The sequence below is a fragment of the Halobacillus sp. AWH4_228 genome, assembly GCF_056158365.1.
Genome location: NZ_JBSWTE010000001.1, coordinates 1,317,555 through 1,340,455 on the forward strand (window position 1 = coordinate 1,317,555; position 22,901 = coordinate 1,340,455).

Annotated in this window: 17 protein-coding genes, 3 rRNA genes, 1 riboswitch and 1 other annotated feature; of the genes, 15 read left to right on the plus strand and 5 right to left on the minus strand. The window is 47.9% G+C overall.

Annotated elements, in window-relative coordinates; all coding sequences use genetic code 11:
• The first annotated feature begins 29 nt into the window (after positions 1 to 29).
• Positions 30 to 341, plus strand: a complete 312-nt coding sequence (locus ACXADP_RS06515; protein ID WP_474969260.1) for a hydrolase — start codon at positions 30 to 32, stop codon at positions 339 to 341.
• A 178-nt stretch (positions 342 to 519) separates the two neighbouring features.
• Positions 520 to 984 (plus strand): RNA deprotection pyrophosphohydrolase, encoded by a 465-nt coding sequence (gene ytkD, locus ACXADP_RS06520; RefSeq protein WP_027956479.1) that lies wholly within the window; start codon positions 520 to 522, stop codon positions 982 to 984.
• Between the two features lie 44 nt (positions 985 to 1,028).
• Here the strand turns inward: ytkD and pckA are convergent, their stop codons facing one another.
• Positions 1,029 to 2,621 (minus strand): phosphoenolpyruvate carboxykinase (ATP), encoded by a 1,593-nt coding sequence (gene pckA / locus ACXADP_RS06525; protein ID WP_281658393.1) that lies wholly within the window; start codon positions 2,619 to 2,621, stop codon positions 1,029 to 1,031.
• Positions 2,622 to 2,871: 250 nt separating this feature from the next.
• Positions 2,872 to 2,978: riboswitch (SAM riboswitch) on the plus strand.
• A 228-nt stretch (positions 2,979 to 3,206) separates the two neighbouring features.
• On the opposite strand from pckA, the gene metK reads away from it, so the two are divergent.
• On the plus strand, positions 3,207 to 4,403 hold the full coding sequence (gene metK, locus ACXADP_RS06530; protein WP_474969258.1) for a methionine adenosyltransferase: 1,197 nt from the start codon (positions 3,207 to 3,209) through the stop codon (positions 4,401 to 4,403).
• Between the two features lie 144 nt (positions 4,404 to 4,547).
• Here metK and ACXADP_RS06535 read toward each other — a convergent pair whose 3' ends face one another.
• On the minus strand, positions 4,548 to 5,060 hold the full coding sequence (locus tag ACXADP_RS06535; RefSeq protein WP_474969257.1) for a gamma carbonic anhydrase: 513 nt from the start codon (positions 5,058 to 5,060) through the stop codon (positions 4,548 to 4,550).
• Between the two features lie 59 nt (positions 5,061 to 5,119).
• On the opposite strand from ACXADP_RS06535, the gene ACXADP_RS06540 reads away from it, so the two are divergent.
• Together ACXADP_RS06540 and ACXADP_RS06545 are read left to right on the plus strand one after the other, a co-directional pair.
• Positions 5,120 to 5,902 carry a lysophospholipase gene (locus ACXADP_RS06540; RefSeq protein WP_474969256.1) on the plus strand — a complete coding sequence of 261 codons (783 nt, stop codon included), beginning with the start codon at positions 5,120 to 5,122 and terminating at the stop codon, positions 5,900 to 5,902.
• Between the two features lie 12 nt (positions 5,903 to 5,914).
• On the plus strand, positions 5,915 to 6,988 hold the full coding sequence (locus ACXADP_RS06545) for a tetraprenyl-beta-curcumene synthase family protein (RefSeq protein ID WP_474969255.1): 1,074 nt from the start codon (positions 5,915 to 5,917) through the stop codon (positions 6,986 to 6,988).
• Positions 6,989 to 7,004: 16 nt separating this feature from the next.
• Here ACXADP_RS06545 and mnmM read toward each other — a convergent pair whose 3' ends face one another.
• The gene (gene mnmM / locus ACXADP_RS06550; protein WP_474971123.1) at positions 7,005 to 7,670 is read right to left on the minus strand and encodes a tRNA 5-(aminomethyl)-2-thiouridylate-methyltransferase MnmM; all 666 of its coding nucleotides are present in this window, start codon (positions 7,668 to 7,670) and stop codon (positions 7,005 to 7,007) included.
• A 16-nt stretch (positions 7,671 to 7,686) separates the two neighbouring features.
• Positions 7,687 to 7,905 (plus strand) — a binding site (T-box leader).
• Between the two features lie 53 nt (positions 7,906 to 7,958).
• Here mnmM and leuS point away from each other — a divergent pair.
• The 8 genes from leuS (at position 7,959) to ACXADP_RS06590 (ending at position 18,565) form a co-directional block, all read left to right on the plus strand.
• Complete coding sequence (gene leuS, locus ACXADP_RS06555; RefSeq protein WP_474969253.1) at positions 7,959 to 10,373, plus strand: leucine--tRNA ligase; 2,415 nt, start codon at positions 7,959 to 7,961, stop codon at positions 10,371 to 10,373.
• Between the two features lie 139 nt (positions 10,374 to 10,512).
• Entirely contained in the window at positions 10,513 to 10,824 is a 312-nt protein-coding gene (locus ACXADP_RS06560; RefSeq protein ID WP_474969252.1) for a rhodanese-like domain-containing protein, read from the plus strand.
• 22 nt (positions 10,825 to 10,846) lie between these two features.
• Positions 10,847 to 11,179, plus strand: coding sequence for a rhodanese-like domain-containing protein (locus ACXADP_RS06565; protein WP_474969251.1), 333 nt, complete (start codon positions 10,847 to 10,849; stop codon positions 11,177 to 11,179).
• 371 nt (positions 11,180 to 11,550) lie between these two features.
• Positions 11,551 to 13,115, plus strand: a 16S ribosomal RNA gene (locus tag ACXADP_RS06570).
• A gap of 170 nt (positions 13,116 to 13,285) precedes the next feature.
• Positions 13,286 to 16,202, plus strand: a 23S ribosomal RNA gene (locus tag ACXADP_RS06575).
• A gap of 201 nt (positions 16,203 to 16,403) precedes the next feature.
• Positions 16,404 to 16,517, plus strand: a 5S ribosomal RNA gene (gene rrf, locus ACXADP_RS06580).
• Together the 16S, 23S and 5S rRNA genes form the textbook arrangement of a ribosomal RNA operon.
• Positions 16,518 to 16,752: 235 nt before the next feature.
• Positions 16,753 to 17,919 carry an iron-containing alcohol dehydrogenase gene (locus tag ACXADP_RS06585; protein WP_474971124.1) on the plus strand — a complete coding sequence of 389 codons (1,167 nt, stop codon included), beginning with the start codon at positions 16,753 to 16,755 and terminating at the stop codon, positions 17,917 to 17,919.
• A gap of 376 nt (positions 17,920 to 18,295) precedes the next feature.
• The gene (locus ACXADP_RS06590) at positions 18,296 to 18,565 is read left to right on the plus strand and encodes a hypothetical protein (RefSeq protein ID WP_474969249.1); all 270 of its coding nucleotides are present in this window, start codon (positions 18,296 to 18,298) and stop codon (positions 18,563 to 18,565) included.
• A gap of 326 nt (positions 18,566 to 18,891) precedes the next feature.
• Here ACXADP_RS06590 and ACXADP_RS06595 read toward each other — a convergent pair whose 3' ends face one another.
• A complete protein-coding gene (locus tag ACXADP_RS06595) occupies positions 18,892 to 20,151 on the minus strand; it encodes a BaiN/RdsA family NAD(P)/FAD-dependent oxidoreductase (RefSeq protein ID WP_474969247.1) in 1,260 nt (419 codons plus the stop codon).
• 103 nt (positions 20,152 to 20,254) lie between these two features.
• Between ACXADP_RS06595 and ACXADP_RS06600 the strand changes: the two genes are divergently transcribed.
• Complete coding sequence (locus ACXADP_RS06600) at positions 20,255 to 21,862, plus strand: putative polysaccharide biosynthesis protein (RefSeq protein ID WP_474969246.1); 1,608 nt, start codon at positions 20,255 to 20,257, stop codon at positions 21,860 to 21,862.
• Positions 21,863 to 21,874: 12 nt separating this feature from the next.
• On the plus strand, positions 21,875 to 22,594 hold the full coding sequence (locus ACXADP_RS06605; protein ID WP_474971125.1) for a pseudouridine synthase: 720 nt from the start codon (positions 21,875 to 21,877) through the stop codon (positions 22,592 to 22,594).
• 71 nt (positions 22,595 to 22,665) lie between these two features.
• Here ACXADP_RS06605 and ACXADP_RS06610 read toward each other — a convergent pair whose 3' ends face one another.
• A complete protein-coding gene (locus ACXADP_RS06610) occupies positions 22,666 to 22,863 on the minus strand; it encodes a DeoR family transcriptional regulator (RefSeq protein ID WP_474970429.1) in 198 nt (65 codons plus the stop codon).
• Positions 22,864 to 22,901 lie beyond the last annotated feature (38 nt).

A 22,901-nucleotide genomic window follows, 5' to 3' on the forward strand; every position in this document is an offset into this window, starting at 1 on the left:
GGTTCACACTAAGGGAAAGGAGGGTGAAGATGGAACGAGATCAGTATTACATTAACATCGGTACGCGGGAGATTTCAGTAAATCATGATGCTAATAATGATGATTTTATTATCTACGCCACCCCTGAAGAAGTGACGGCTCTGCGTGAAGTGTTTGATGAGATTGCCCAGGCAGACGGCCGGTCCTTTTACAGGGCTCATATTCCATTTATGCCTTACCATCAGGATCAGGATAACGATGATACCGATGAGGATATGCATAAGGCTTTCCAGCAGATCTATGATCTGGGTGATGAAATGACGAAGAAGCATATTGAGGAAATGGGCGTATTGAAAAATTGAGAGAAGGGCCGCTTCCCCTTTTGAAGCGGTTCTTTCGTACATAATCGGGGGATTTTGTGTCGGTACGGACCGGAAATCCTACAAGTAGAGAGGGACTGGTTTGTATTTGCGGCTGCTTATGGTACGATTTAAACAGGAAAGCGAACGTATAACAAGGATTAAAGGCAGTTGAAGAGACATGAAAACTTTTTATGATTTTTATCAAAATCCTGTCCGGTTATCCTTCGAGGATCACCCTTTTTCTGAAGAGCCGAAACATGTGTGGATCATCTGCCGCTTTCGTGATCAGTGGCTGTTAACCCGGCACAAAGACAGAGGGCTCGAATTCCCTGGTGGGAAAGTAGAAGAAGGGGAGACGGCGGAACAGGCAGCAGTAAGAGAAGTGAAAGAAGAAACAGGAGCCGATATTGATGATCTGACTTATCTTGGGCAGTATCATGTCGATGGAAAAGGCGGAACTGTCATCAAGAATGTCTATTTTGCTACAATATCTGAGCTGGCTGATCAGGATCATTATTTTGAAACGCATGGTCCTGTCCTTTTCCGGCATCTGCCGGGAAACTTGAAAAATAACGACCGGTTCAGCTTCATGATGAAGGATGAGGTTCTGCCGGAATGTTTAAAGCGTCTGGAACACCGCTAAACAGAAAAAATCCGCCGTTTGGATAACGGCGGATTTTTTTCTGTTTAGTTTGTGTGGTGGGTCGGGCCGGCCTGTTTGATTTTATCACTGGCATACGTGAACTTTTTGAAGTTGGCATGAAACTTTTCAGCAAGTTCTTTGGCACTTTCATCATAAGCGGCAGGATTGTTCCACGTTTTTCTCGGGAATAAGACTTCGTCCGGTACTCCCGGGCAGTGGGTCGGGATGTGAAGGCCGAACACAGGGTCTTTATAAGTTTCGGCAGAACTCAGTTCACCTTCCAGAGCGGCATGGATCATGGAACGCGTGTAACTCAGTTTGATACGCTCGCCTTCTCCGTAGGCTCCCCCTGACCAGCCTGTATTGACAAGGAAGACGTCCGTATTGAACTGGTCTATTTTCTCTCCGAGCATTTCAGCATATGCTGATGGAGCAAGCGGAAGGAAAGGGGAGCCGAAGCAGGCGGAGAAAGTCGCTTCCGGCTTGGTAATCCCTCTCTCTGTTCCAGCCAGTTTACTCGTATAGCCGCTTAGAAAATGGTACATCGCCTGTTCTTTTGTTAAACGGCTGATTGGTGGGAGGACTCCCGTGGCATCAGCTGTCAAGAAAATGATGGCATTTGGGTGGCCGGCAATACTTGGCTGGACTGTATTATCAATGTGATCCAGTGGGTAGGCGGCCCGTGTATTTTCCGTCAGGCTCGTATCGTCATAATCCGGCGCGTGCGAATCCGGCTGAAGGACGACGTTTTCCAAAACCGAGCCGAAATGAATGGCATCATAGATCTGCGGTTCTTTTTCTTTGGACAGGTTGATGCACTTCGCATAGCATCCCCCTTCAATGTTAAAGACACCGTAGGGGGACCAGGCGTGCTCATCGTCCCCGATCAGGCGGCGCTGAGGATCAGCGGACAGAGTCGTTTTTCCTGTGCCCGACAGACCGAAGAACAGAGCAACGTCGCCTTCTTTGCCGATGTTGGCCGAGCAGTGCATCGGAAGGACGTTCTTTTCCGGAAGCAGGTAGTTCATGACGGAGAAGATGGACTTCTTGATTTCCCCTGCGTATTCTGTTCCTCCGATGAGGACAACGCGGTGTTTAAACGAAACCATGATGAACGCTTCGGAATTCGTACCATCCACGTCAGGATCTGCTTTGAAGGTTGGAGCAGATATGACAGTGAACTCTGTGTCATGCTCCTCCAATTCGGATGCCTCCGGCCGGATGAACATTTGGCGGGCGAATAAGTTGTGCCAGGCGAATTCTGTAAGAACCTGCATAGGAAGGCGGTAGCGCTCATCCGCTCCTGCAAAACCTTTGAAGACGAATAACTCCCTGCGGTCTTTCAAATAATCGAGCACTTTATGGTATAATTTCACAAACGTATCATCGTCAATAGGCTGGTTCACAGCACCCCATTCGACTTTATCTTCGGTTACGTCGTCACGGACAATGAATTTGTCCTTTGGTGAGCGTCCCGTATAGGTACCTGTCGTAGCCTGAACGGCCCCTTTTTCCGTTAGTGTACCTTCATTGCGGTATAAAATCTTTTCCACTAAATGTGGAACAGATAATTGGTGGTGGACATGGTCCTGGGAAAGTAGAAGATTAAGTTCTGACAGTTGGTTTATTGTACTCATATGCATCGTCCCGCCTTTGCAGTTTAATAATGTGAGATTAGTATAACACATTTATTTTAATCGTCCATACTATTCAGTGGATTGTGGGAAAGTTTTCAACACTGCCATATTTCATGGCTGTTATTATCCTATGATGGTTTGAACAGAACGTTTATCCAGGTTGAATCTGGATGGAAGGGGTGCGTCGAAACCCGATGAATCCAATTGACATTAAACACGCTTTTCGATACGATAGCTGAGAACGGAAACTCTCTTATCCAGAGTTGGTGGAGGGACAGGCCCTTTGAAACCCAGCAACCGTCCGCAGGGACATGGTGCTAACCTGAAGCAAGGAGTCAGCTCCTTGGACGATAAGAGCGAAAGGAAGCAGCCCCTTTCCTCGGTATAGGAAGGGTTTTTTCTTTTTATAAGAAGGAAATGTCCATGACCAGGCCTTGCCGCCTGTTTATTATTTCTGACTGAGAACGTGCACGAAAATGTTTTCGGATCCAGGATGACACTATGAAATGAACTTATGTTTTTCTACACATACTGGTAAAGAGTTCCGTCTAATACTTTGTACTTACAGAAGGAGGAGTTTTTAGAATGCCAGCGAACCGCCGGTTATTCACATCAGAATCCGTGACAGAAGGTCATCCGGACAAAATCTGTGACGCTATTTCTGATGCTATTTTAGATGAAATTTTAAAAAACGACCCGAATGCAAGGGTGGCATGTGAGACAACAGTAACTACGGGACTTGTCCTGGTTTCCGGTGAAATCAGTACGAATACCTATGTTGATATTCCATCGATCGTGCGCCAGACGATTAAAGATATTGGATATACACGAGCAAAATACGGCTTTGATGCAGATACATGTGCCGTTTTGACGGCTATTGATGAGCAGTCCCCGGATATCGCAGGGGGAGTGGATGTTGCGCTTGAATCCCGTGAAGGGAAAATGAGCGATGATGAAATAGAAGCCATCGGTGCCGGTGACCAGGGACTGATGTTCGGCTTTGCCAACAATGAAACGCCCGAATTGATGCCGCTGCCTATTTCTCTTGCCCACAAACTTTCCAAGCGTCTTTCTGATGTCCGCAAAGACGGAACACTCGATTACCTTCGTCCTGACGGCAAGACGCAGGTAACGATTGAATATGATGAAAATGATCAGCCGGTCCGCGTGGATACGATTGTTATTTCGACGCAGCACGCTGAAGAAGTCACGCTCGAACAGATCCAGAAGGATTTGAAAGAGCAGGTGATCGGGCCCGTTGTACCGGAAGGCTATATTGATGATGAAACCAAATACTTTATCAATCCGACCGGGCGTTTTGTAATCGGAGGTCCTCAAGGGGACGCCGGTTTAACAGGACGTAAGATCATCGTAGATACGTACGGTGGATATGCGCGTCACGGTGGTGGTGCCTTCAGTGGGAAGGATGCGACCAAAGTGGACCGTTCTGCTGCATACGCGGCTCGTTATGTTGCGAAAAACATCGTAGCTGCAGGTCTTGCGGATACAGTGGAAGTCCAGCTCGCCTATGCAATCGGGGTGGCCCAGCCGGTTTCCATTTCCATCAATACCAGCGGGTCCGGCAAAGTGTCGGAAGAAAAGCTGGTGGACGCTGTGCGTGACTTGTTTGACCTCCGTCCTGCTGGAATCATTAAAATGCTCGATCTTCGTAAACCTATTTACCGTGATACGTCTGCCTACGGCCATTTTGGACGGACAGATGTTGAGTTTCCATGGGAACGTACGGATAAAGCGGAAGAGCTCAGCGGTCGTTTTCAATAAAAAAAAGCTGTTTCCTTGTTGGAGGAAACAGCTTTTTTTATTTTCACGAGTTGCACTAACGGCAGAGTACGCATTGATTTGATACGGCTATCCACTTCCCTCTGTATGTCTTCTGATCATGCAGGCATCGAGCTGAAAAGCATTTCAGCCCCGAAGGTTCTTATAGTACTGCCCTTTTGCGACATACGATTTCCGGATCCGGTCCATTTCCTTGTAATCCTCTTCTGTTAAGGAACGGATCACCTTGGCCGGCCGTCCGAAGGCCAGTGTATCCGGAGGGATTTCTTTTCCGGGCGGAACAAGGCTTCCTGCTCCGATAAAGGCCCGCTCCCCTATGACAGCGCCATCCAGAATCATGGATCCCATGCCGATCAAAGCGTCCTGTTTAATGTGTGCAGAATGCAGGGTAACCTGGTGCCCGACCGTAACGCCGTCTTCCAGTATGAGAGGCTGGTCAGGGCTTTGGTGCAGCATGCTCAGATCCTGGACATTTGTGTTCTTACCGATATGTACCGATGAGACATCGCCGCGGATGACCGTCTTAAACCAGATGCTTGCGTTCTCTTCTATGACAACATCCCCGGTAATGACGGCATCTTCTGCTGTAAAAGCTGATGGGTGGATGAGAGGTCGTTTTCCTTTATATTCGCAAATCATACGAAGCCCCCTTATAATATGAGTAACATCAGTATATCAAATGAAAAGAGGGATCGGCTGTGGAAAAACTGGAATCGGCCCGTGATCGTGCAACCATCATTCTCGTCCATGGCGCTTTTGAGCATATGGGAAGGTATAAGGAACTTGCTGATCGTTTCCGTCAGGACGGTTTTTCGGTGATTTATGGAGACCTGCCGGGGCAGGGGTTGTCTGATGGGAAGAAAGGTCATATCCGTTCGTTTGGTGATTACGTTGAAACCATTCAAAGCTGGTATGAGCAGGCGGATCCGGATAAAAAAATTTTCCTTCTCGGCCACAGCATGGGGGGGTTGGCTGTGATTCGTTTTATGGAGGAAAAGCAGCCGCAGCTGGATGGTGTGATTTTATCTTCTCCTGCTGTACAGATCCGGAATAAAACGGCCCGCCCGCTGGAGGCTTTTTCCTATCTATTGAATGTTTTTACCCCTTCGCTGCGTATGAAAGCGGGACAGAATCCCGAAAATGTAACTAGAAACCAAATCAAGGTTGAAGAATTCCGTCAGGATCCGCTTGTCATTGATAAAGTATCGGTGCGGTGGTACCGTGAGTTTCAAAAGGCGGGAATCCGGGCGTTTCAACAAGTCAGCCGTTTTCCTGATGTGCCTCTTTTAGTGATGCAGGCAGAGGAAGACCTTTTAGTGGATCCGGCACGCACAAAAGAATGGTTCAATCATGTCGATACCAGTGAAAAAAGTTATAAGCTGTGGCCGGGTCTTTACCATGAGATTTTTAATGAACCGGAAAATGACCAGGTCTATCACCATACACGATCTTTTTTGAGCAACATAATAAATGAACGTTAGGAGTGTCCACCCTTGAAGGAGTCCGTTCCAAGCAATGCTGTCCATCTGCTTTACGAAGTGTATCGGAATGTGTTTCCGCGAGTACATAAAGAACTAGCCTATTGGAAAGATGCTGCCTCCCGAATCCCTGATGAAGAATTAAGAACGCAGGCCCAGGCCAGTATCAAGGATAAAACGTTCCATTGCGAAGGTGGGGCGGTTTATTCCGTGCTTTCCGGTGACCGCCCGGATCTTGCTGTCCGCTTTATTGTCGCTTATCAGACGATCAGTGATTATCTCGATAATTTATGTGATCGGAGCACCTCCATGGATCCTGATGATTTTGAAAGGCTCCACTTGTCGATGGCCGATGCATTAACCCCTGGGAATCCGTGCCGCGACTATTATAAATACAGGGAAGAGAAGGATGACGGCGGGTACCTTCATGAGCTTGTGAAAACCTGCCAGGATGTGCTGAGTCAGGCTGACAATTATCAGATTGTCCATGAGCGGGCACTGAAGCTTGGGCGTTTGTACTGCGACCTTCAAGTACATAAGCACGTGATCGAAGAGGAAAGGATTCCGAGACTGCAGCAGTGGTTCGAACATCACCAGACCGACTGGCCGGAATTGAAATGGTATGAATTTTCCGCCTGCACCGGATCCACCTTGGGCATATTCTGCCTCGTTTCCTATGCGCTGGGGAACAAAATGGATGAGGACCTGGCCCGTAATGTGGAGGACAGTTATTTTCCGTTTATGCAGGGGCTTCATATTCTTCTTGACTATTATATTGATCAGGAAGAGGATGAACGGGAAGGAGATCTCAACTTCTGTTCCTATTATGACCATCAGGAACAGATGAAAGGGAGATTTGAATACTTTGTGCGCAGGACAGATGAAGAGGTTCAGAAGCTTCCGGACCGGTCCTTTCATCAAATGATCCACAAAGGCCTCGTTGGGATGTATCTGGCCGACAGGAAAGTCAGGCGGTTGTCCAATGCAAGAAGCTTTGTGAAGGATATGCTGAAAATCAGCGGCCGGAAAACGGCGTTCTTTTATTTCAATACGAAAATGTACCATAAATTAAAGCCTGGCAGAAGTTAAAACTGCCAGGCTTGTTTTATACGTTTTTCTCGATGGCGATAATAAAGGGAGGGGTCCGATCCTTGTTAATGAAGCTGTAGTTAAGAACTTCATAGTCCTTATGATCCAGTGAGGAGACATAACGGAGGACGGCTTCCTTTTCCTCTTTTCCTCCCGGGTGTCCGTGATAGACAACAAGGACGACAAGGCCGCCTTTCTTTAACGATTTCAAAACGTTTTCGATGGATGTAATGGTGTCATTCGGTTTTGTGATGATGCGTTTATCACTGCCAGGCAGGTATCCTAGATTATAGATAGCCGCCTGGATCATGCCTTTATGCTCCTCCTGCAGGTGCTCCTCAATGTGGGTATGAGAGTCATGAATGACCGTGGCCCTTTCCAGTACTTCGTGCTCTTTCAAACGTGCCCTGGTGTTTTCGACGGCCTGTTCCTGGATGTCAAAAGCGTAGACGTGACCATCGTTGCCGACGAGGTTGGATAAGAATAAGGTGTCGTGACCGTTGCCGCACGTCCCGTCAATGACAGCGCCGCCTTCATGGACGGCCTTTTTCATAAGAGCGTGAGCCTGGTCCAGTATTTTATTTAAAATCATGCTGTGCCTCCAAACAATAGATTCCATTCTATTGTAGCATGAATGGCAGGGGTGAACAGAGAAGCGCTTGACAAAGGTCTGCCCTTTCATTAAGATACGAATATATATGATGACGTGGAAAAGGAGTAGTAAGGTTCTGATTAAGTACCAGAGAGGCAGCGGCTGGTGAAAGCTGTCCTTAATTGTCCTGAACTCGCCTTGGATGTCGCAGAAGTGAACGTAAAGTAGTTTCTGCCGGTTTCATCGCCGTTACAGATGTCGAGTTGAACACATAAGTTGTGTTAATTTGGGTGGTACCGCGGGAATCAAGCCTCTCGTCCCATTTGGGATGAGGGGCTTTTTTATATTTTTTTCGAGAGAGATAAAGGAGGAAATGAAGTGGCTTTTGATCATAAAACGATAGAGAAAAAGTGGCAGAATCACTGGTTGAACGAAAAAACGTTCAAAACAGACAGTCAATCAGACAAACAGAAATTTTACGCATTGGATATGTTCCCGTATCCGTCCGGAGCAGGTCTGCACGTGGGACACCCGGAAGGTTACACAGCAACAGATATCCTTTCCCGTATGAAGCGGATGCAGGGATATGAAGTTCTTCATCCGATCGGCTGGGATGCCTTTGGTCTTCCGGCAGAACAGTATGCACTGGATACAGGAAATGATCCGGAAGAATTCACAAAGCAGAATATTGATAACTTCCGTCGTCAAATCCAGGAGCTGGGTTTTTCCTATGACTGGGACCGTGAAGTCAATACGACGGACCCGGATTACTACAAGTGGACACAGTGGATCTTCCTGAAGCTTTATGAAAAAGGGCTCGCGTATATCGATGAAGTCGCTGTAAACTGGTGCCCTGCGCTGGGTACGGTTCTGGCCAATGAAGAAGTCATTGATGGAAAGAGTGAGCGCGGAGGTCACCCTGTTGAGCGCCGGCCGATGAAACAATGGATGCTCAAAATCACGGCATATGCGGATCGTCTTCTGGATGATCTGGAAGAGCTGGACTGGCCGGAAAGTATTAAAGATATGCAGCGCAACTGGATCGGTAAATCCGAAGGGGCGGAAGTCACCTTTGCCCTGGACGGTACAGAGCTTACCTTTGATGTATTTACAACGCGTCCGGACACATTGTTCGGGGCTACTTACGCTGTTCTTGCCCCTGAGCACCCATTAGTCGATGAAATCGTGACAGGGGAACAAAAAGAAGCGGCAGCCGCTTATATTGAAAAAGCGAAAAACAAGAGCGACCTTGAGCGGACAGATCTAGCGAAGGATAAAACCGGAGTATTTACCGGAGCCTATGCCGTCAACCCGATCAATGGTGAAAAACTTCCGGTATGGGTGGCTGACTACGTACTTATGAGCTATGGAAGCGGAGCAATCATGGCGGTACCGGCTCATGATGAGCGGGATTATGAATTCGCCCAGGCTTTCGGTCTTCCTATCATCCCCGTCGTTGAAGGCGGGAATGTAGAGGAAGCGGCTTATACAGAAGATGGACCTCACATCAATTCCGACTTCCTTGATGGCCTTCAAAAAGAAGAAGCCATTCAAAAAGCCATTCAATGGCTTGAGGAAAACGGCCGTGGTAAGAAGCAGACGACATACCGCCTGCGTGACTGGTTGTTCAGCCGCCAGCGTTACTGGGGTGAGCCGATCCCTGTCATCCACTGGGAAGACGGATCCATCACACCGGTAAAAGAAGCGGATCTTCCTATTGAACTGCCGAAAACAACAGAAATCAAACCGTCGGGGACCGGGGAATCCCCGCTGGCTAATATTGATGACTGGGTAAACGTTGTGGATCCTGAAACAGGGATGAAGGGCCGCAGAGAAACAAATACTATGCCGCAGTGGGCAGGAAGCTGCTGGTATTACCTTCGTTATATTGATCCGACCAATTCAGAAACATTTGCAGATTATGAAGCCTTGAAGAAGTGGCTTCCTGTCGACGTATACATCGGTGGGGCTGAACATGCCGTTCTTCACCTTCTTTATGCTCGTTTCTGGCACAAGGTTCTATATGATGCAGGTGTTGTCCCAACAAAAGAACCGTTCCAAAAACTGTTCAACCAGGGGATGATTCTTGGAGAGAATAACGAGAAAATGAGTAAATCCAAAGGGAACGTTGTGAACCCTGATGATATCGTCTATTCACACGGGGCGGATACACTGCGCCTTTATGAAATGTTCATGGGACCATTGGAAGCATCTATTGCCTGGTCGACAAACGGTCTTGACGGTGCCCGTCGCTTCCTTGATCGTGTATGGAGATTGTTCATGCCGGACGGTGAGCTGACAAGTTCTATTCAACCGGAACAATCCGGCCATTCTTTAGAGAAGGTCTACCATGAGACAGTGAAAAAAGTGACGGAAAACTTTGAGGAACTGCGTTTCAATACAGGCATTTCACAGATGATGGTGTTCATTAATGAAGCCTATAAGGCCGATACGATTCCTAAAGCCTATGCTGAAGGATTCGTCCAGCTGCTTTCCCCTGTTGCTCCTCACATTGCAGAAGAACTATGGGAAAAGCTTGGACATGAGGAAACCATTACTTATCAGCCCTGGCCTTCTTTCGATGAATCCAAACTTGTCGAAGATGAAGTAGAGATTGTCGTTCAGGTCATGGGTAAAGTAAGAGCGAAAATGATGGTACCTGCGGAGGCCTCCAAAGAGGATCTTGAAAAGCAGGCGCTGGAAAATGAGGACGTTCAGGAGTGGTTGAACGGAAAAACAGTGCGTAAAGTCATTGCAGTGCCTGGGAAACTTGTGAATATTGTAGCCAACTGATTGTTTTAGAAAGAGTGCCGCTGGGTAAAATGCCTGTGGCGCTCTTTTTATGTAGGAAACCACCTCTTGAACAGATGTCTTGACTTTGAAATATGATGGATTAAAATGAACATGGATCAATACAATTGGAGGGGTTATCGTGAACCAAATTAAAGAAATAACACCACAAGAAGTCGAAAACAAACTGAACAATAATGAAGATATTAAAGTCATAGATGTCAGGGAAGATGATGAAGTGGCTCAAGGTATGATTCCTGGGGCCAGACACATTAAACTAAGCGACATCCCGCAGTCCGTAGATCAGCTTCCAAAAGATGAATCCTATGTGATGGTCTGCCGCTCCGGCCGCAGAAGCATGAACGCATCAGAATTTATGAAGGAAAAAGGCTTCTCCAATGTATCGAATATGGAAGGCGGCATGTTGAAATGGGACGGAGAACTCGTCTTTTAATCCTGAAAGGGTTGTGAGAACAATGGAATTCGTATATGGATCGGCCATAATAATATTCCTGACCACCCTGTTCTACTATAAACGGAGATCATCTCTGAAGTCTTATTTCGAACAGTCTTATTCAGAGGATAACGTCTGTGTGATTGATATCAGGGATTACATCATCGCCCACCGTTCCCCTTATCCTGGAGCTGAGAACATTCCGTTAAATTATTTGTCCCGGGCTTTAAAGGAACGATTTGACTGCACAAAAGATATCCTGGTCATTTCCGACAATAAACGGGCCGCACGGATGGCCGCACGTATGATCAGAAAGAAAAAAGGAAAGGCCGTCTATTACTTGCAGCCTGAATGAGTCTCTTCGACACTAGAAGAGACTCATTTTTTTAACTGTCGGGATCATATCCATACAGGAAAACCATGATAATAGTTGAATATAAAAAGTTGATAAAGATATCTATCATTCTATTGACGTAACGGTGTATAACATGTAATATAGTAAACGTTGCTTCAGAGAAACTAGCAGCAACGTAAAAAAATCAACAAAATCTAGTAAATGCTATTGACGAAATAAGAGTAGTTATGCTAGAATTTGATTACTGTCGGATAGGCAGTATTTGATCTTTGAAAACTGAACGAACCAACCAGTACGTCAAAACGTTTCTTCTTTAATGAAGAAATTTGAAACAAGCACATTCGGTGTGCAGATGAGCAAGTCAAACTACTTTTATGGAGAGTTTGATCCTGGCTCAGGACGAACGCTGGCGGCGTGCCTAATACATGCAAGTCGAGCGCGGGAAGCGAGTGGATCCCTTCGGGGTGAAGCTCGTGGAACGAGCGGCGGACGGGTGAGTAACACGTGGGCAACCTGCCTGTAAGATCGGAATAACCCCGGGAAACCGGGGCTAATGCCGGGTAATACTTTTCTTCGCATGAAGATAAGTTGAAAGATGGCTTCTCGCTATCACTTACAGATGGGCCCGCGGCGCATTAGCTAGTTGGTGAGGTAACGGCTCACCAAGGCAACGATGCGTAGCCGACCTGAGAGGGTGATCGGCCACACTGGGACTGAGACACGGCCCAGACTCCTACGGGAGGCAGCAGTAGGGAATCTTCCGCAATGGACGAAAGTCTGACGGAGCAACGCCGCGTGAACGATGAAGGTCTTCGGATCGTAAAGTTCTGTTGTCAGGGAAGAACAAGTACCGTGCGAATAGAGCGGTACCTTGACGGTACCTGACGAGGAAGCCCCGGCTAACTACGTGCCAGCAGCCGCGGTAATACGTAGGGGGCAAGCGTTGTCCGGAATTATTGGGCGTAAAGCGCGCGCAGGCGGTTCCTTAAGTCTGATGTGAAAGCCCACGGCTCAACCGTGGAGGGTCATTGGAAACTGGGGAACTTGAGGACAGAAGAGGAGAGTGGAATTCCACGTGTAGCGGTGAAATGCGTAGATATGTGGAGGAACACCAGTGGCGAAGGCGACTCTCTGGTCTGTTTCTGACGCTGAGGTGCGAAAGCGTGGGTAGCAAACAGGATTAGATACCCTGGTAGTCCACGCCGTAAACGATGAGTGCTAGGTGTTAGGGGGCTTCCACCCCTTAGTGCTGAAGTTAACGCATTAAGCACTCCGCCTGGGGAGTACGGCCGCAAGGCTGAAACTCAAAGGAATTGACGGGGGCCCGCACAAGCGGTGGAGCATGTGGTTTAATTCGAAGCAACGCGAAGAACCTTACCAGGTCTTGACATCCTTGGACCTCCCTAGAGATAGGGATTTCCCTTCGGGGACCAAGTGACAGGTGGTGCATGGTTGTCGTCAGCTCGTGTCGTGAGATGTTGGGTTAAGTCCCGCAACGAGCGCAACCCCTAATCTTAGTTGCCAGCATTCAGTTGGGCACTCTAAGGTGACTGCCGGTGACAAACCGGAGGAAGGCGGGGATGACGTCAAATCATCATGCCCCTTATGACCTGGGCTACACACGTGCTACAATGGATGGTACAAAGGGCAGCGAAGCCGCGAGGTGTAGCAAATCCCATAAAACCATTCTCAGTTCGGATTGCAGGCTGCAACTCGCCTGCATGAAGCCGGAATCGCTAGTAATCGCGGATCAGCATGCCGCGGTGAATACGTTCCCGGGCCTTGTACACACCGCCCGTCACACCACGAGAGTTGGCAACACCCGAAGTCGGTGAGGTAACCTTTTTGGAGCCAGCCGCCGAAGGTGGGGCCAATGATTGGGGTGAAGTCGTAACAAGGTAGCCGTATCGGAAGGTGCGGCTGGATCACCTCCTTTCTAAGGATATTACGGAAACGTACTGTGTTGGTTGTTCAGTTTTGAGAGATCAAAGCATCTTTCAAATTTGTGAACCTTGAAAACTGGATAAGGAATTATGACTCATCTAGCGATGAGATCATGATGACAAGACATCTAATTGATTTATATAAACGTCTTTTCACGAAGATAGTTAAGTGAATAAGGGCGCACGGTGGATGCCTTGGTACTAGGAGCCGATGAAGGACGGGACTAACACCGATATGCTCCGGCGAGCCGTAAGCAGGCTTTGACCCGGAGATTTCCGAATGGGGAAACCCACTGTTCGTAATGGGACAGTATCCTATACTGAATACATAGGTATAGGAAGGCAGACCCGGGGAACTGAAACATCTAAGTACCCGGAGGAAGAGAAAGCAAACGCGATTTCCCAAGTAGCGGCGAGCGAAACGGAATCAGCCCAAACCAGAAAGCTTGCTTTCTGGGGTTGTAGGACACTCCTTTGGAGTTATCAAGGAGGAAGATAGACGAATCGATCTGGAAAGATCAGCCGAAGAGGGTAACAGCCCTGTAGTCGAAATCTTCCTCTCTCCGGAGTGGATCCTGAGTACGGCGGAACACGAGGAATTCCGTCGGAATCCGGGAGGACCATCTCCCAAGGCTAAATACTCCCTAGTAACCGATAGTGAACCAGTACCGTGAGGGAAAGGTGAAAAGCACCCCGGAAGGGGAGTGAAATAGAACCTGAAACCGTGTGCCTACAAGTAGTCGGAGCCCGTTAATGGGTGACGGCGTGCCTTTTGTAGAATGAACCGGCGAGTTACGACCGTATGCGAGGTTAAGCAGCAGAAGCGGAGCCGCAGCGAAAGCGAGTCTGAACAGGGCGAGTGAGTATGCGGTCGTAGACCCGAAACCGTGTGATCTACCCATGTCCAGGGTGAAGGTCAGGTAACACTGACTGGAGGCCCGAACCCACGTAAGTTGAAAATTACGGGGATGAGGTGTGGGTAGGGGTGAAATGCCAATCGAACACGGAGATAGCTGGTTCTCTCCGAAATAGCTTTAGGGCTAGCCTCAGAATAGAAAGTCATGGAGGTAGAGCACTGATTGGACGAGGGGCCCCTATCGGGTTACCGAATTCAGTCAAACTCCGAATGCCATAGACTTTGTTCTGGGAGTCAGACCGTGGGTGATAAGGTTCATGGTCGAGAGGGAAACAGCCCAGACCGCCAGCTAAGGTCCCAAAGTGTGTGTTAAGTGGAAAAGGATGTGGAGTTGCTTAGACAACCAGGATGTTGGCTTAGAAGCAGCCATCATTCAAAGAGTGCGTAATAGCTCACTGGTCGAGTGACTCTGCGCCGAAAATGTACCGGGGCTAAACACACCACCGAAGCTGCGGATTGATCTTATGATCAGTGGTAGGAGAGCGTTCTAAGTGCTGCGAAGTCAGACCGTAAGGACTGGTGGAGCGCTTAGAAGTGAGAATGCCGGTATGAGTAGCGAAAAAAGAGTGAGAATCTCTTTCACCGAATGCCTAAGGTTTCCTGAGGAAGGCTCGTCCTCTCAGGGTTAGTCGGGACCTAAGCCGAGGCCGAAAGGCGTAGGCGATGGACAACAGGTTGATATTCCTGTACCACCTCCTTTCCGTTTGAATGACGGGGGGACGCAGGAGGATAAGGAGAGCGTGCCATTGGATGTGCACGTCCAAGCAGTGAGACGGTCGGAATAGGCAAATCCGTCCGGCAACGTCAAGCTGTGATGGGGAGGGAACTATAGTACCGAAGCTCCTGATTTCACACTGCCAAGAAAAGCCTCTAATGAGGAAAGAGGTGCCCGTACCGCAAACCGACACAGGTAGGCGAGGAGAGTATCCTAAGGTGAGCGGGAGAACTCTCGTTAAGGAACTCGGCAAAATGACTCCGTAACTTCGGGAGAAGGGGTGCTCCTCTGCCGAGGAGCCGCAGTGAAAAGGCCCAAGCGACTGTTTACCAAAAACACAGGTCTCTGCGAAGCCGTAAGGCGAAGTATAGGGGCTGACACCTGCCCGGTGCTGGAAGGTTAAGGGGATGCGTTAGCTTATGCGAAGCGTTGAACCGAAGCCCCAGTAAACGGCGGCCGTAACTATAACGGTCCTAAGGTAGCGAAATTCCTTGTCGGGTAAGTTCCGACCCGCACGAAAGGTGCAACGACTTGGGCACTGTCTCAACGAGAGACCCGGTGAAATTATACTATGTGTGAAGATGCACATTACCCGCGACAGGACGGAAAGACCCCGTGGAGCTTTACTGCAGCCTGATATTGAATGTTGGTACAGCTTGTACAGGATAGGTAGGAGCCTTGGAAACCGGAGCGCCAGCTTCGGTGGAGGCGCTGGTGGGATACTACCCTTGCTGTACGGACATTCTAACCCAGGACCGTAATCCGGTCCGGAGACAGTGTCAGGTGGGCAGTTTGACTGGGGCGGTCGCCTCCTAAAGAGTAACGGAGGCGCCCAAAGGTTCCCTCAGAATGGTTGGAAATCATTCGCAGAGTGTAAAGGCACAAGGGAGCTTGACTGCGAGACCTACAAGTCGAGCAGGGACGAAAGTCGGGCTTAGTGATCCGGCGGTACCGTATGGAAGGGCCGTCGCTCAACGGATAAAAGCTACCCCGGGGATAACAGGCTTATCTCCCCCAAGAGTCCACATCGACGGGGAGGTTTGGCACCTCGATGTCGGCTCATCGCATCCTGGGGCTGTAGTCGGTCCCAAGGGTTGGGCTGTTCGCCCATTAAAGCGGTACGCGAGCTGGGTTCAGAACGTCGTGAGACAGTTCGGTCCCTATCCGTCGTGGGCGTTGGAAATTTGAAAGGAGCTGTCCTTAGTACGAGAGGACCGGGATGGACACACCGCTGGTGTACCAGTTGTTCCGCCAGGAGCATCGCTGGGTAGCTACGTGTGGTCGGGATAAGTGCTGAAAGCATCTAAGCATGAAGCCCCCCTTGAGATGAGATTTCCCTCTGCTTCGAGCAGATAAGATCCCTCAGAGACGATGAGGTTGATAGGTCCGAGGTGGAAGCGTGGTGACACGTGGAGCTGACGGATACTAATGGATCGATGACTTATCTATATGAAGAAGGCGAAAGCGACTGGTCAAATCCGACTGGCTAAGCAAACATTCGTAAAGACTGTGTTTTTCAGTCTTGAAGAATGTTTGCTTAGAACAGCGAGGATTTAGGAGCTGCAGCCGGACTGAACTTCGTGAATCGTGTTTTAATCAATAGTTGTTTCCTTATCTGGTTTTGAGGGTTTACCTCAAACTTTATATTGATGTGGTGGTGAAGGCGGAGAGGTCACACCTGTTCCCATGCCGAACACAGTAGTTAAGCTCTTCAGCGCCGATGGTAGTCGGGTTTACCCCCGTGAGAGTAGGACGCTGCCACGTCACACGAACCCTTCAGGATTATCCTGAAGGGTTTTTTATGTTTTCTAATGATGATTTATAGATTGCTGTTCTCTTATGAAGAAATAAAGAAGCGTGTCTAAAGGACTGGTTTTACAGTGGGGAAACCGAGTCTTTGGTCACGAATTTGTTCCATAAGCCTGCTGCTGTGTTTAACATAGCAGGTAAACGGTTATGTTCCCTCTGTGAGTTCAAATCTAGTTTGGAGGTATTGAACATGAATCGATTTACAATTCCACGCGATATATACTTTGGTGAAAATGCTCTTGAAATCCTTCAGGAGATCAAAGGTAAGCGGGCACTCCTTGTTATTGGCGGAGGCTCAGTAAAAGAAAATGGAAATCTGGATACGATTAAACAACATTTGTCTAAAGCGGATATAGAAACGAAAGTCATTGAAGGTATTACAGAAGAGCCGTCTACGGACTTAGTTAACAATCATCTGGAAGAAGTGAAAAACTATGAGCCGGACTGGATCATTGGTATCGGAGGCGGGTCCCCAATGGATGCTGCCAAAGCCTTCTGGATTTTCTATGAACACCCGGAACTCAGCTTCCAGGACGCAATGGAGCCATTTAATCTGCCGGCTCTAAGAGGGAAAGCGAAATTTATCGGAATCCCGACAACAAGTGGTACAGCGTCAGAGATTTCCAACCTCTCTGTCATTACAGAATCAGAAACAGGGGTGAAATATCCGCTGGCTGATTTTGACCTGACACCAGACCTTGCTGTCATTGACCCGGTTATGGTTGAATCGATGCCGAAGCACGTGACCGCCTATAGTGGTATGGATGCTGTAACACACAGCATTGAAGCTTATGTGGCGAAACCGAGGACGACCTTCACTGACGCTTTGTCCATTGAGGCGTTGGAGACATTGGATCAGCATCTCCTGGCTTCTTACAAAGACAACCAGGATTCCCGTGAAAAAGTTCATTACGCTCAAGCGATGGCAGGCATGGCTTTTGCAAATGCTGTTCTCGGGAACGTTCACAGCCTGGCGCATAAGAGTGGACCGACCTTTGGTGTTCCACACGGCTGTGCGAACGCGATTTATCTTCCATATGTCATTCAATTCAACCGCAGTGTAGTGGAAGACCGCTATGCAGCTCTTGCCCGCCGGATCGGCCTTTCCGGACAGACAGATGAAGAACTCGTAGATCGTCTGATTGAATGGGTACGCAATCTGAATAAAGAGATGGATGTACCAAATACACTGAAAGACTTTGGTGTAGAAGAAGAGTTGTTTAAAGAACATGTCGATCAAATGGCTGCCAATGCTGTAGAAGATCCATGTACTGGAACGAACCCTCGTGAAACTTCTGTAGAGCAGATGAAACAATTGTTCATCGCTGCTTACTATGGTAAAGATGTAGACTTTTAATTCATGAAAAACACCCGGTTCCTGACCGGGTGTTTTTTATTGAATAGCTCTGTTAAAGTCGGTTGTTGATATTTTAAACGATTACTAAATCGTTTCCGTCTGGAATTAGGGGTCCGTTGTTTACTCAGAGCATGGGATGGCAGGGAAAACCGTCCGCTTTCCGCGGCTCACGGTACCCTACGGAAAGGGAGTCATTCCCGGTCGCCTCCTACAAATCCCATGACAGAAAGGGGGGATAGGAGCTCACATGTTAAATAACAACACCAAGCAATAACAGAGACTATTGGATAGGGATATGATCCATCCATGAATCTATTAAAGTGTGGTAAAATATAGGCGGGAAGATGTATACATAAGGAATGAAGGAGCGTTTGAAATGGTTCAATTTGAAAGAAAACGCAATACATTTTGGAATTGGAAGTATGCCGTTCTTCTGCTGCTTCTCCCTCTTGGGTTTTATCTTGTTTCTCTGAAAGAAGATATTGGAGAAATCCAGCACATGATTTTTGTGGCTATGATCGTATGGCTGGCTATTGCAGGTGTTTTCGGTTTGACGAACAGGTGGGACCGGCTGCAGGCCTATGGATATCTTTACCTCTTCAGCAGTCTCTTATTCTCGTTTTTAGGACTGGTTTTTATTTGGTAATTCCGGTTGAATTTTCATAGATTCCTCGTTATACTGATGATGAGAATATATGTTCGGGGTGATCATCATACAACTGACGAGATGGAGTTATTCACGTAGGAAAATGGTCCGCGGATATTTCGATACGTTTCCACATTCAACCGTATATTTCAGAAGGATACGGCGTTTCTATATTATTTATATGGTGGATTGGCATGAGGAGGATCCGGTTATCATGCCGGAGAACCGTGAGGAAATGCAGCTGTTGATCAACCGTGAGCTTGGCCGGGAAACAGAATATAAACAAAGAAAGTCGAGAAAGGGCTGACCCTTTCTCGACTTTTTTGTCATGCCATCGCTTCCCATGCTGCGTGCATGCCCGCTACACGGCCGGTGACCATTGCTGAGGTAATATTGTATCCGCCGGTATATCCGTGAATGTCCAGAACTTCTCCACAGAAATAAAGTCCCGGCATGAATTTCGACTGCATGGTATTCGGGACGATTTCCTTGATAGAAACACCGCCACCTGTTACGAAAGCTTTTTCGATCGGCTGGGAATCGTGTACGTGAACGGTAAAGTGTTTCAGCAGTTGAACGAATTGGTGGAGCTGCTGATTGGACAAGTTCGCCGCTTTATCCTCACGATCGATTTCGGACTGATCCAGAACATAGTCGAGCAGACGTTCAGGAACCATCCCCTTGACTACATTCCGAAAAGCTTTTTTGGGCTGGTCTTTCATCGTTTTCTGAAGCTCATCGTGCAGGGATTGTTCATGCTGGTCAGGAAGAGCATCAATCTCCACCTGCACAGGTGAGTGGCCTTTCATCAGCTCTTTCACGACATATTGAGAGCAGCGTAAAACAGCAGGCCCGGAAAGACCGAAGTGAGTGAACAGCATATCCATCCGGTGGGTGATGATCTTTCTGCCTTTCGGATTTAATACCGATACGTTCACACCCCGCAGAGAAAGTCCCTGAAGAGTCTTTTGTTTAATTACAGTGTCGTTTGACAGCAGAGGCACTTCTGTCGGAAACAGCTTTGTAATCGTATGTCCTGCTTTCTTCGCCCATGCATAGCCATCTCCGGTAGATCCGGTATGCGGGACAGCTTTCCCGCCGGCCGCAATGACTACAGCATTCGTTTGTATCTTCTCTTTGGACTTCAAAATGATCTCGTGTTCGTTTTCTCCGTAATGAATGGCATCCACAGGCGTTTCTTTTCTTACTTCGATATTCAATTCATCCATCCGGTTCAGAAGGGCCTGGACAACATCCTTCGCCTTATTACTGACCGGAAACATCCGGCCGTGGTCTTCTTCTTTGAGCGCGACTCCAAGCCCCTCAAAGAAGTCAATGATATCGTAATTGTTAAAAACAGAAAATGGACTGTATAGGAACTTTCCGTTTCCTGGTACATGCTTGATGACTTCCTCTTCTGGAAGGCGGTTCGTAACATTGCAGCGCCCGCCTCCGGAGATGGCAAGCTTGGTGCCCAGCTTTTTTCCTTTTTCAATCAAGAGCGTACTTACACCCTGTTCAGCAGCAGCGATGGCTGCCATAAGCCCTGAAGGCCCTCCGCCGATGACGGTTACATGGTAATTCATAAATGTCGTCCCTTTCTTATCTCATCGTTCCTTGTTTATCCTCTATCTATGATAAAATAGATGAGGTCGATTCTACAATAAAATTGAAGGTGAAAAGCGAATTATGTCAAAAATACTTAAAGGTACCTTGTTATTGACTGCAGGAACTTTCCTATCCAAGTTCCTGGGAATGATTTATACGGTTCCGTTTGAAAATATGGTGGGAACAGACGGGACCGACCTATTTTCCATTGCTTATGTTCCCTACAGCATTCTGCTCAGCTTATCGAGCATGGGTGTTCCTGTCGCTGTTTCCAAGTTTGTGTCCAAATACAACTCGCTTGGTGATTACGAGACCGGTCAGCGGATGCTGAAAGCGGGGATGACCCTGATGTCCATCACAGGAGTCATCGCGTTTTTAATGCTGTACTTCTCAGCTGAACAGGTAGCCATATGGACAATCGGCTCGGATTCTGACCGCCTTGGTCATGCGACGATGGTCATTCAGATGGTCAGTTTCGCCTTGCTCGTAATACCGCCGATGAGTATTACACGAGGCTTCTTCCAGGGACATGAGTCTATGGCCCCTACGGCCGTATCACAGGTCGTTGAACAAATTGTCCGGATTGTTTTTCTTCTGGCTTCTGCTTTTGTTATTGTCCAGGTGCTGGGCGGCCCTGTCCATCAGGCGGTCGGTTTTGCAACGTTTGCCGCTTTTATCGGAGGAATTGCTTCCTGTATCGTTCTGTACGTGTATTGGAGAAAGCGTAAACCTTTCCTGGAAAATCAAATTCAGGCTCAGGAATATACGTACGGATTGTCCAATAAGGAAATGTTCAAGGAATTGTTCACCTATGCCGGTCCTTTCATTCTGGTCGGGATTGCTACGCCTTTATACCAGCTGGTCGACCAGTTTACTTTGGAAAAAGCGATTAAGGCCTCAGGCGCTGAATATAACAATGCTTTTTCCATCATAAATTTTCTAAGTCATAAATTGATTATGATTCCGGTTACGCTCGGCCTTGGTTTATCCCTGGCGCTGCTGCCTGCGATTACACAGGCGTTTACGAAAAATGAGATGGACCGTTTGAACAAACAGATCAACCAGGCCCTCCAGATTGTCGCGCTGCTGATCATTCCTGCTGTCGCCGGCTTATCTGTCGTTGCGTGGGAAGCGTATGGAACGTTTTATGGCGTGGATGAGATAGAATACCGCGGAGATCTTCTCAGGTGGTATGCACCAGTAGGGCTGTTCCTGGCCTTATATACGGTCACTTCTTCGATTCTTCAAGGGGTGAATAAACAAAATTTCGCTGTTGTCAGTCTCGGAACAGGAATCCTGCTGAAGCTCAGCTTAAATTGGTGGCTTATCCAGATGCTTGGCGCCAAAGGCGCGATTTTAGCGACAGGTATCGGTGTGGCTGCAGCTGTCAGCCTGAACTTCTGGCGTATTTTTACGACCATCGACTTTTCTTATAAGCAGCTGCTGAAGCGTACGCTGCTTGTCGTCATTCTGACAGCAGTCATGGCCGTAACGGTACTTCTAGTCAAATGGCTGCTCGGTTTTGTATTTGAACCCACTGAAAACCGTCTGGATGCTTTGATCGTATTGATCATCAGTATAGGGGCCGGCGGAATCGTCTACTTGTGGACGGCCTACAAGACGACACTGCTTGAACATGTACTGGGCGGAAGAGTCCGTGTGCTGGATAAGTTTTTGAAGCGCAGCTAAGGAGGAATAGGATTGAGAATTGATAAACTGCTTGCCAATATGGGCTATGGAACTCGTAAAGAGGTGAAAGGCCTTTTGAAGAGCGGCCATGTCCGCATCAACGGCGAACCGGAAAAAAGCCCGAAAACCCATGTGGATCCCAAGGAAGACTTAGTGACGGTTATGGGCGACGAAGTGGAGTACCGGGAATTTATCTATCTAATGATGAACAAGCCGGGGGATTTAATATCCGCTACCGAAGATCCGCATGAGACAACAGTGATCGATATTCTCCAGCCGGAGGATATCGTCTTTGAACCGTTTCCTGTCGGGAGACTCGATAAGGATACAGAAGGCCTGCTCCTGATCACGAACGACGGTCAGCTGAACCACCGGCTGACTTCTCCGAAAAAAGACGTGGGAAAAACCTACTTTGCCCGTATAGAAGGGAAAGTCACTGAGAGCGATGTGGAAAAATTCGCTTCAGGGGTCACGCTGGATGACGGCTATCATACGAAACCGGGGGAGCTGGTCATTCTTTCTTCTGATGAATTTTCGGAAATCGAACTGACGATTACCGAAGGCAAATTCCATCAGGTAAAGCGGATGTTCGAAGCTGTAGGAAAGAAGGTTGTATACCTGCAGCGGATTAAAATGGGGGAACTGGTTCTTGATGAAGAGCTGGAGCTTGGAGAATACCGTGAGCTGACGGATGAGGAACTGGAGTATTTGATGAATATAACAAACCTCTAAGTTCGAGAATAAGAAAAAAACACCCGGTCCACGACCGGGTGTCATCTATATAAGAAGAGATAATGATTCAATTATGAGATTTTAACCCTCTTTTCAGTGATTGACCACCTTCCACGGTGTGGACTGGCGACGAGTCCATTGTATTCCAATATGCTTAAGTCCCTCTGCATTGTGCGATCAGTGATACCAAACTCATCTGCTAACTCATTTGTCGAGACTGTCCCTTTTTCTCTAATGTAAAGGTAGACAGCTTTGATCCGGGTGAGCATACGTGATGATGGATGATTCAAAAAACCACTCCTTAATC

Excerpts from the sequence above, each read along its gene's own strand:
- ACXADP_RS06515 (WP_474969260.1), top strand. The coding sequence starts at position 30 with ATGGAACGAGATCAGTATTACATTAACATCGGTACGCGGGAGATTTCA.
- ytkD (WP_027956479.1), top strand. The coding sequence starts at position 520 with ATGAAAACTTTTTATGATTTTTATCAAAATCCTGTCCGGTTATCCTTC.
- pckA (WP_281658393.1), bottom strand. The coding sequence starts at position 2,621 with ATGAGTACAATAAACCAACTGTCAGAACTTAATCTTCTACTTTCCCAG.
- metK (WP_474969258.1), top strand. The coding sequence starts at position 3,207 with ATGCCAGCGAACCGCCGGTTATTCACATCAGAATCCGTGACAGAAGGT.
- ACXADP_RS06535 (WP_474969257.1), bottom strand. The coding sequence starts at position 5,060 with ATGATTTGCGAATATAAAGGAAAACGACCTCTCATCCACCCATCAGCT.
- mnmM (WP_474971123.1), bottom strand. The coding sequence starts at position 7,670 with ATGAAAGGGCAGACCTTTGTCAAGCGCTTCTCTGTTCACCCCTGCCAT.
- ACXADP_RS06565 (WP_474969251.1), top strand. The coding sequence starts at position 10,847 with ATGGAATTCGTATATGGATCGGCCATAATAATATTCCTGACCACCCTG.
- ACXADP_RS06585 (WP_474971124.1), top strand. The coding sequence starts at position 16,753 with ATGAATCGATTTACAATTCCACGCGATATATACTTTGGTGAAAATGCT.
- ACXADP_RS06590 (WP_474969249.1), top strand. The coding sequence starts at position 18,296 with ATGGTTCAATTTGAAAGAAAACGCAATACATTTTGGAATTGGAAGTAT.
- ACXADP_RS06595 (WP_474969247.1), bottom strand. The coding sequence starts at position 20,151 with ATGAATTACCATGTAACCGTCATCGGCGGAGGGCCTTCAGGGCTTATG.
- ACXADP_RS06600 (WP_474969246.1), top strand. The coding sequence starts at position 20,255 with ATGTCAAAAATACTTAAAGGTACCTTGTTATTGACTGCAGGAACTTTC.
- ACXADP_RS06610 (WP_474970429.1), bottom strand. The coding sequence starts at position 22,863 with ATGCTCACCCGGATCAAAGCTGTCTACCTTTACATTAGAGAAAAAGGG.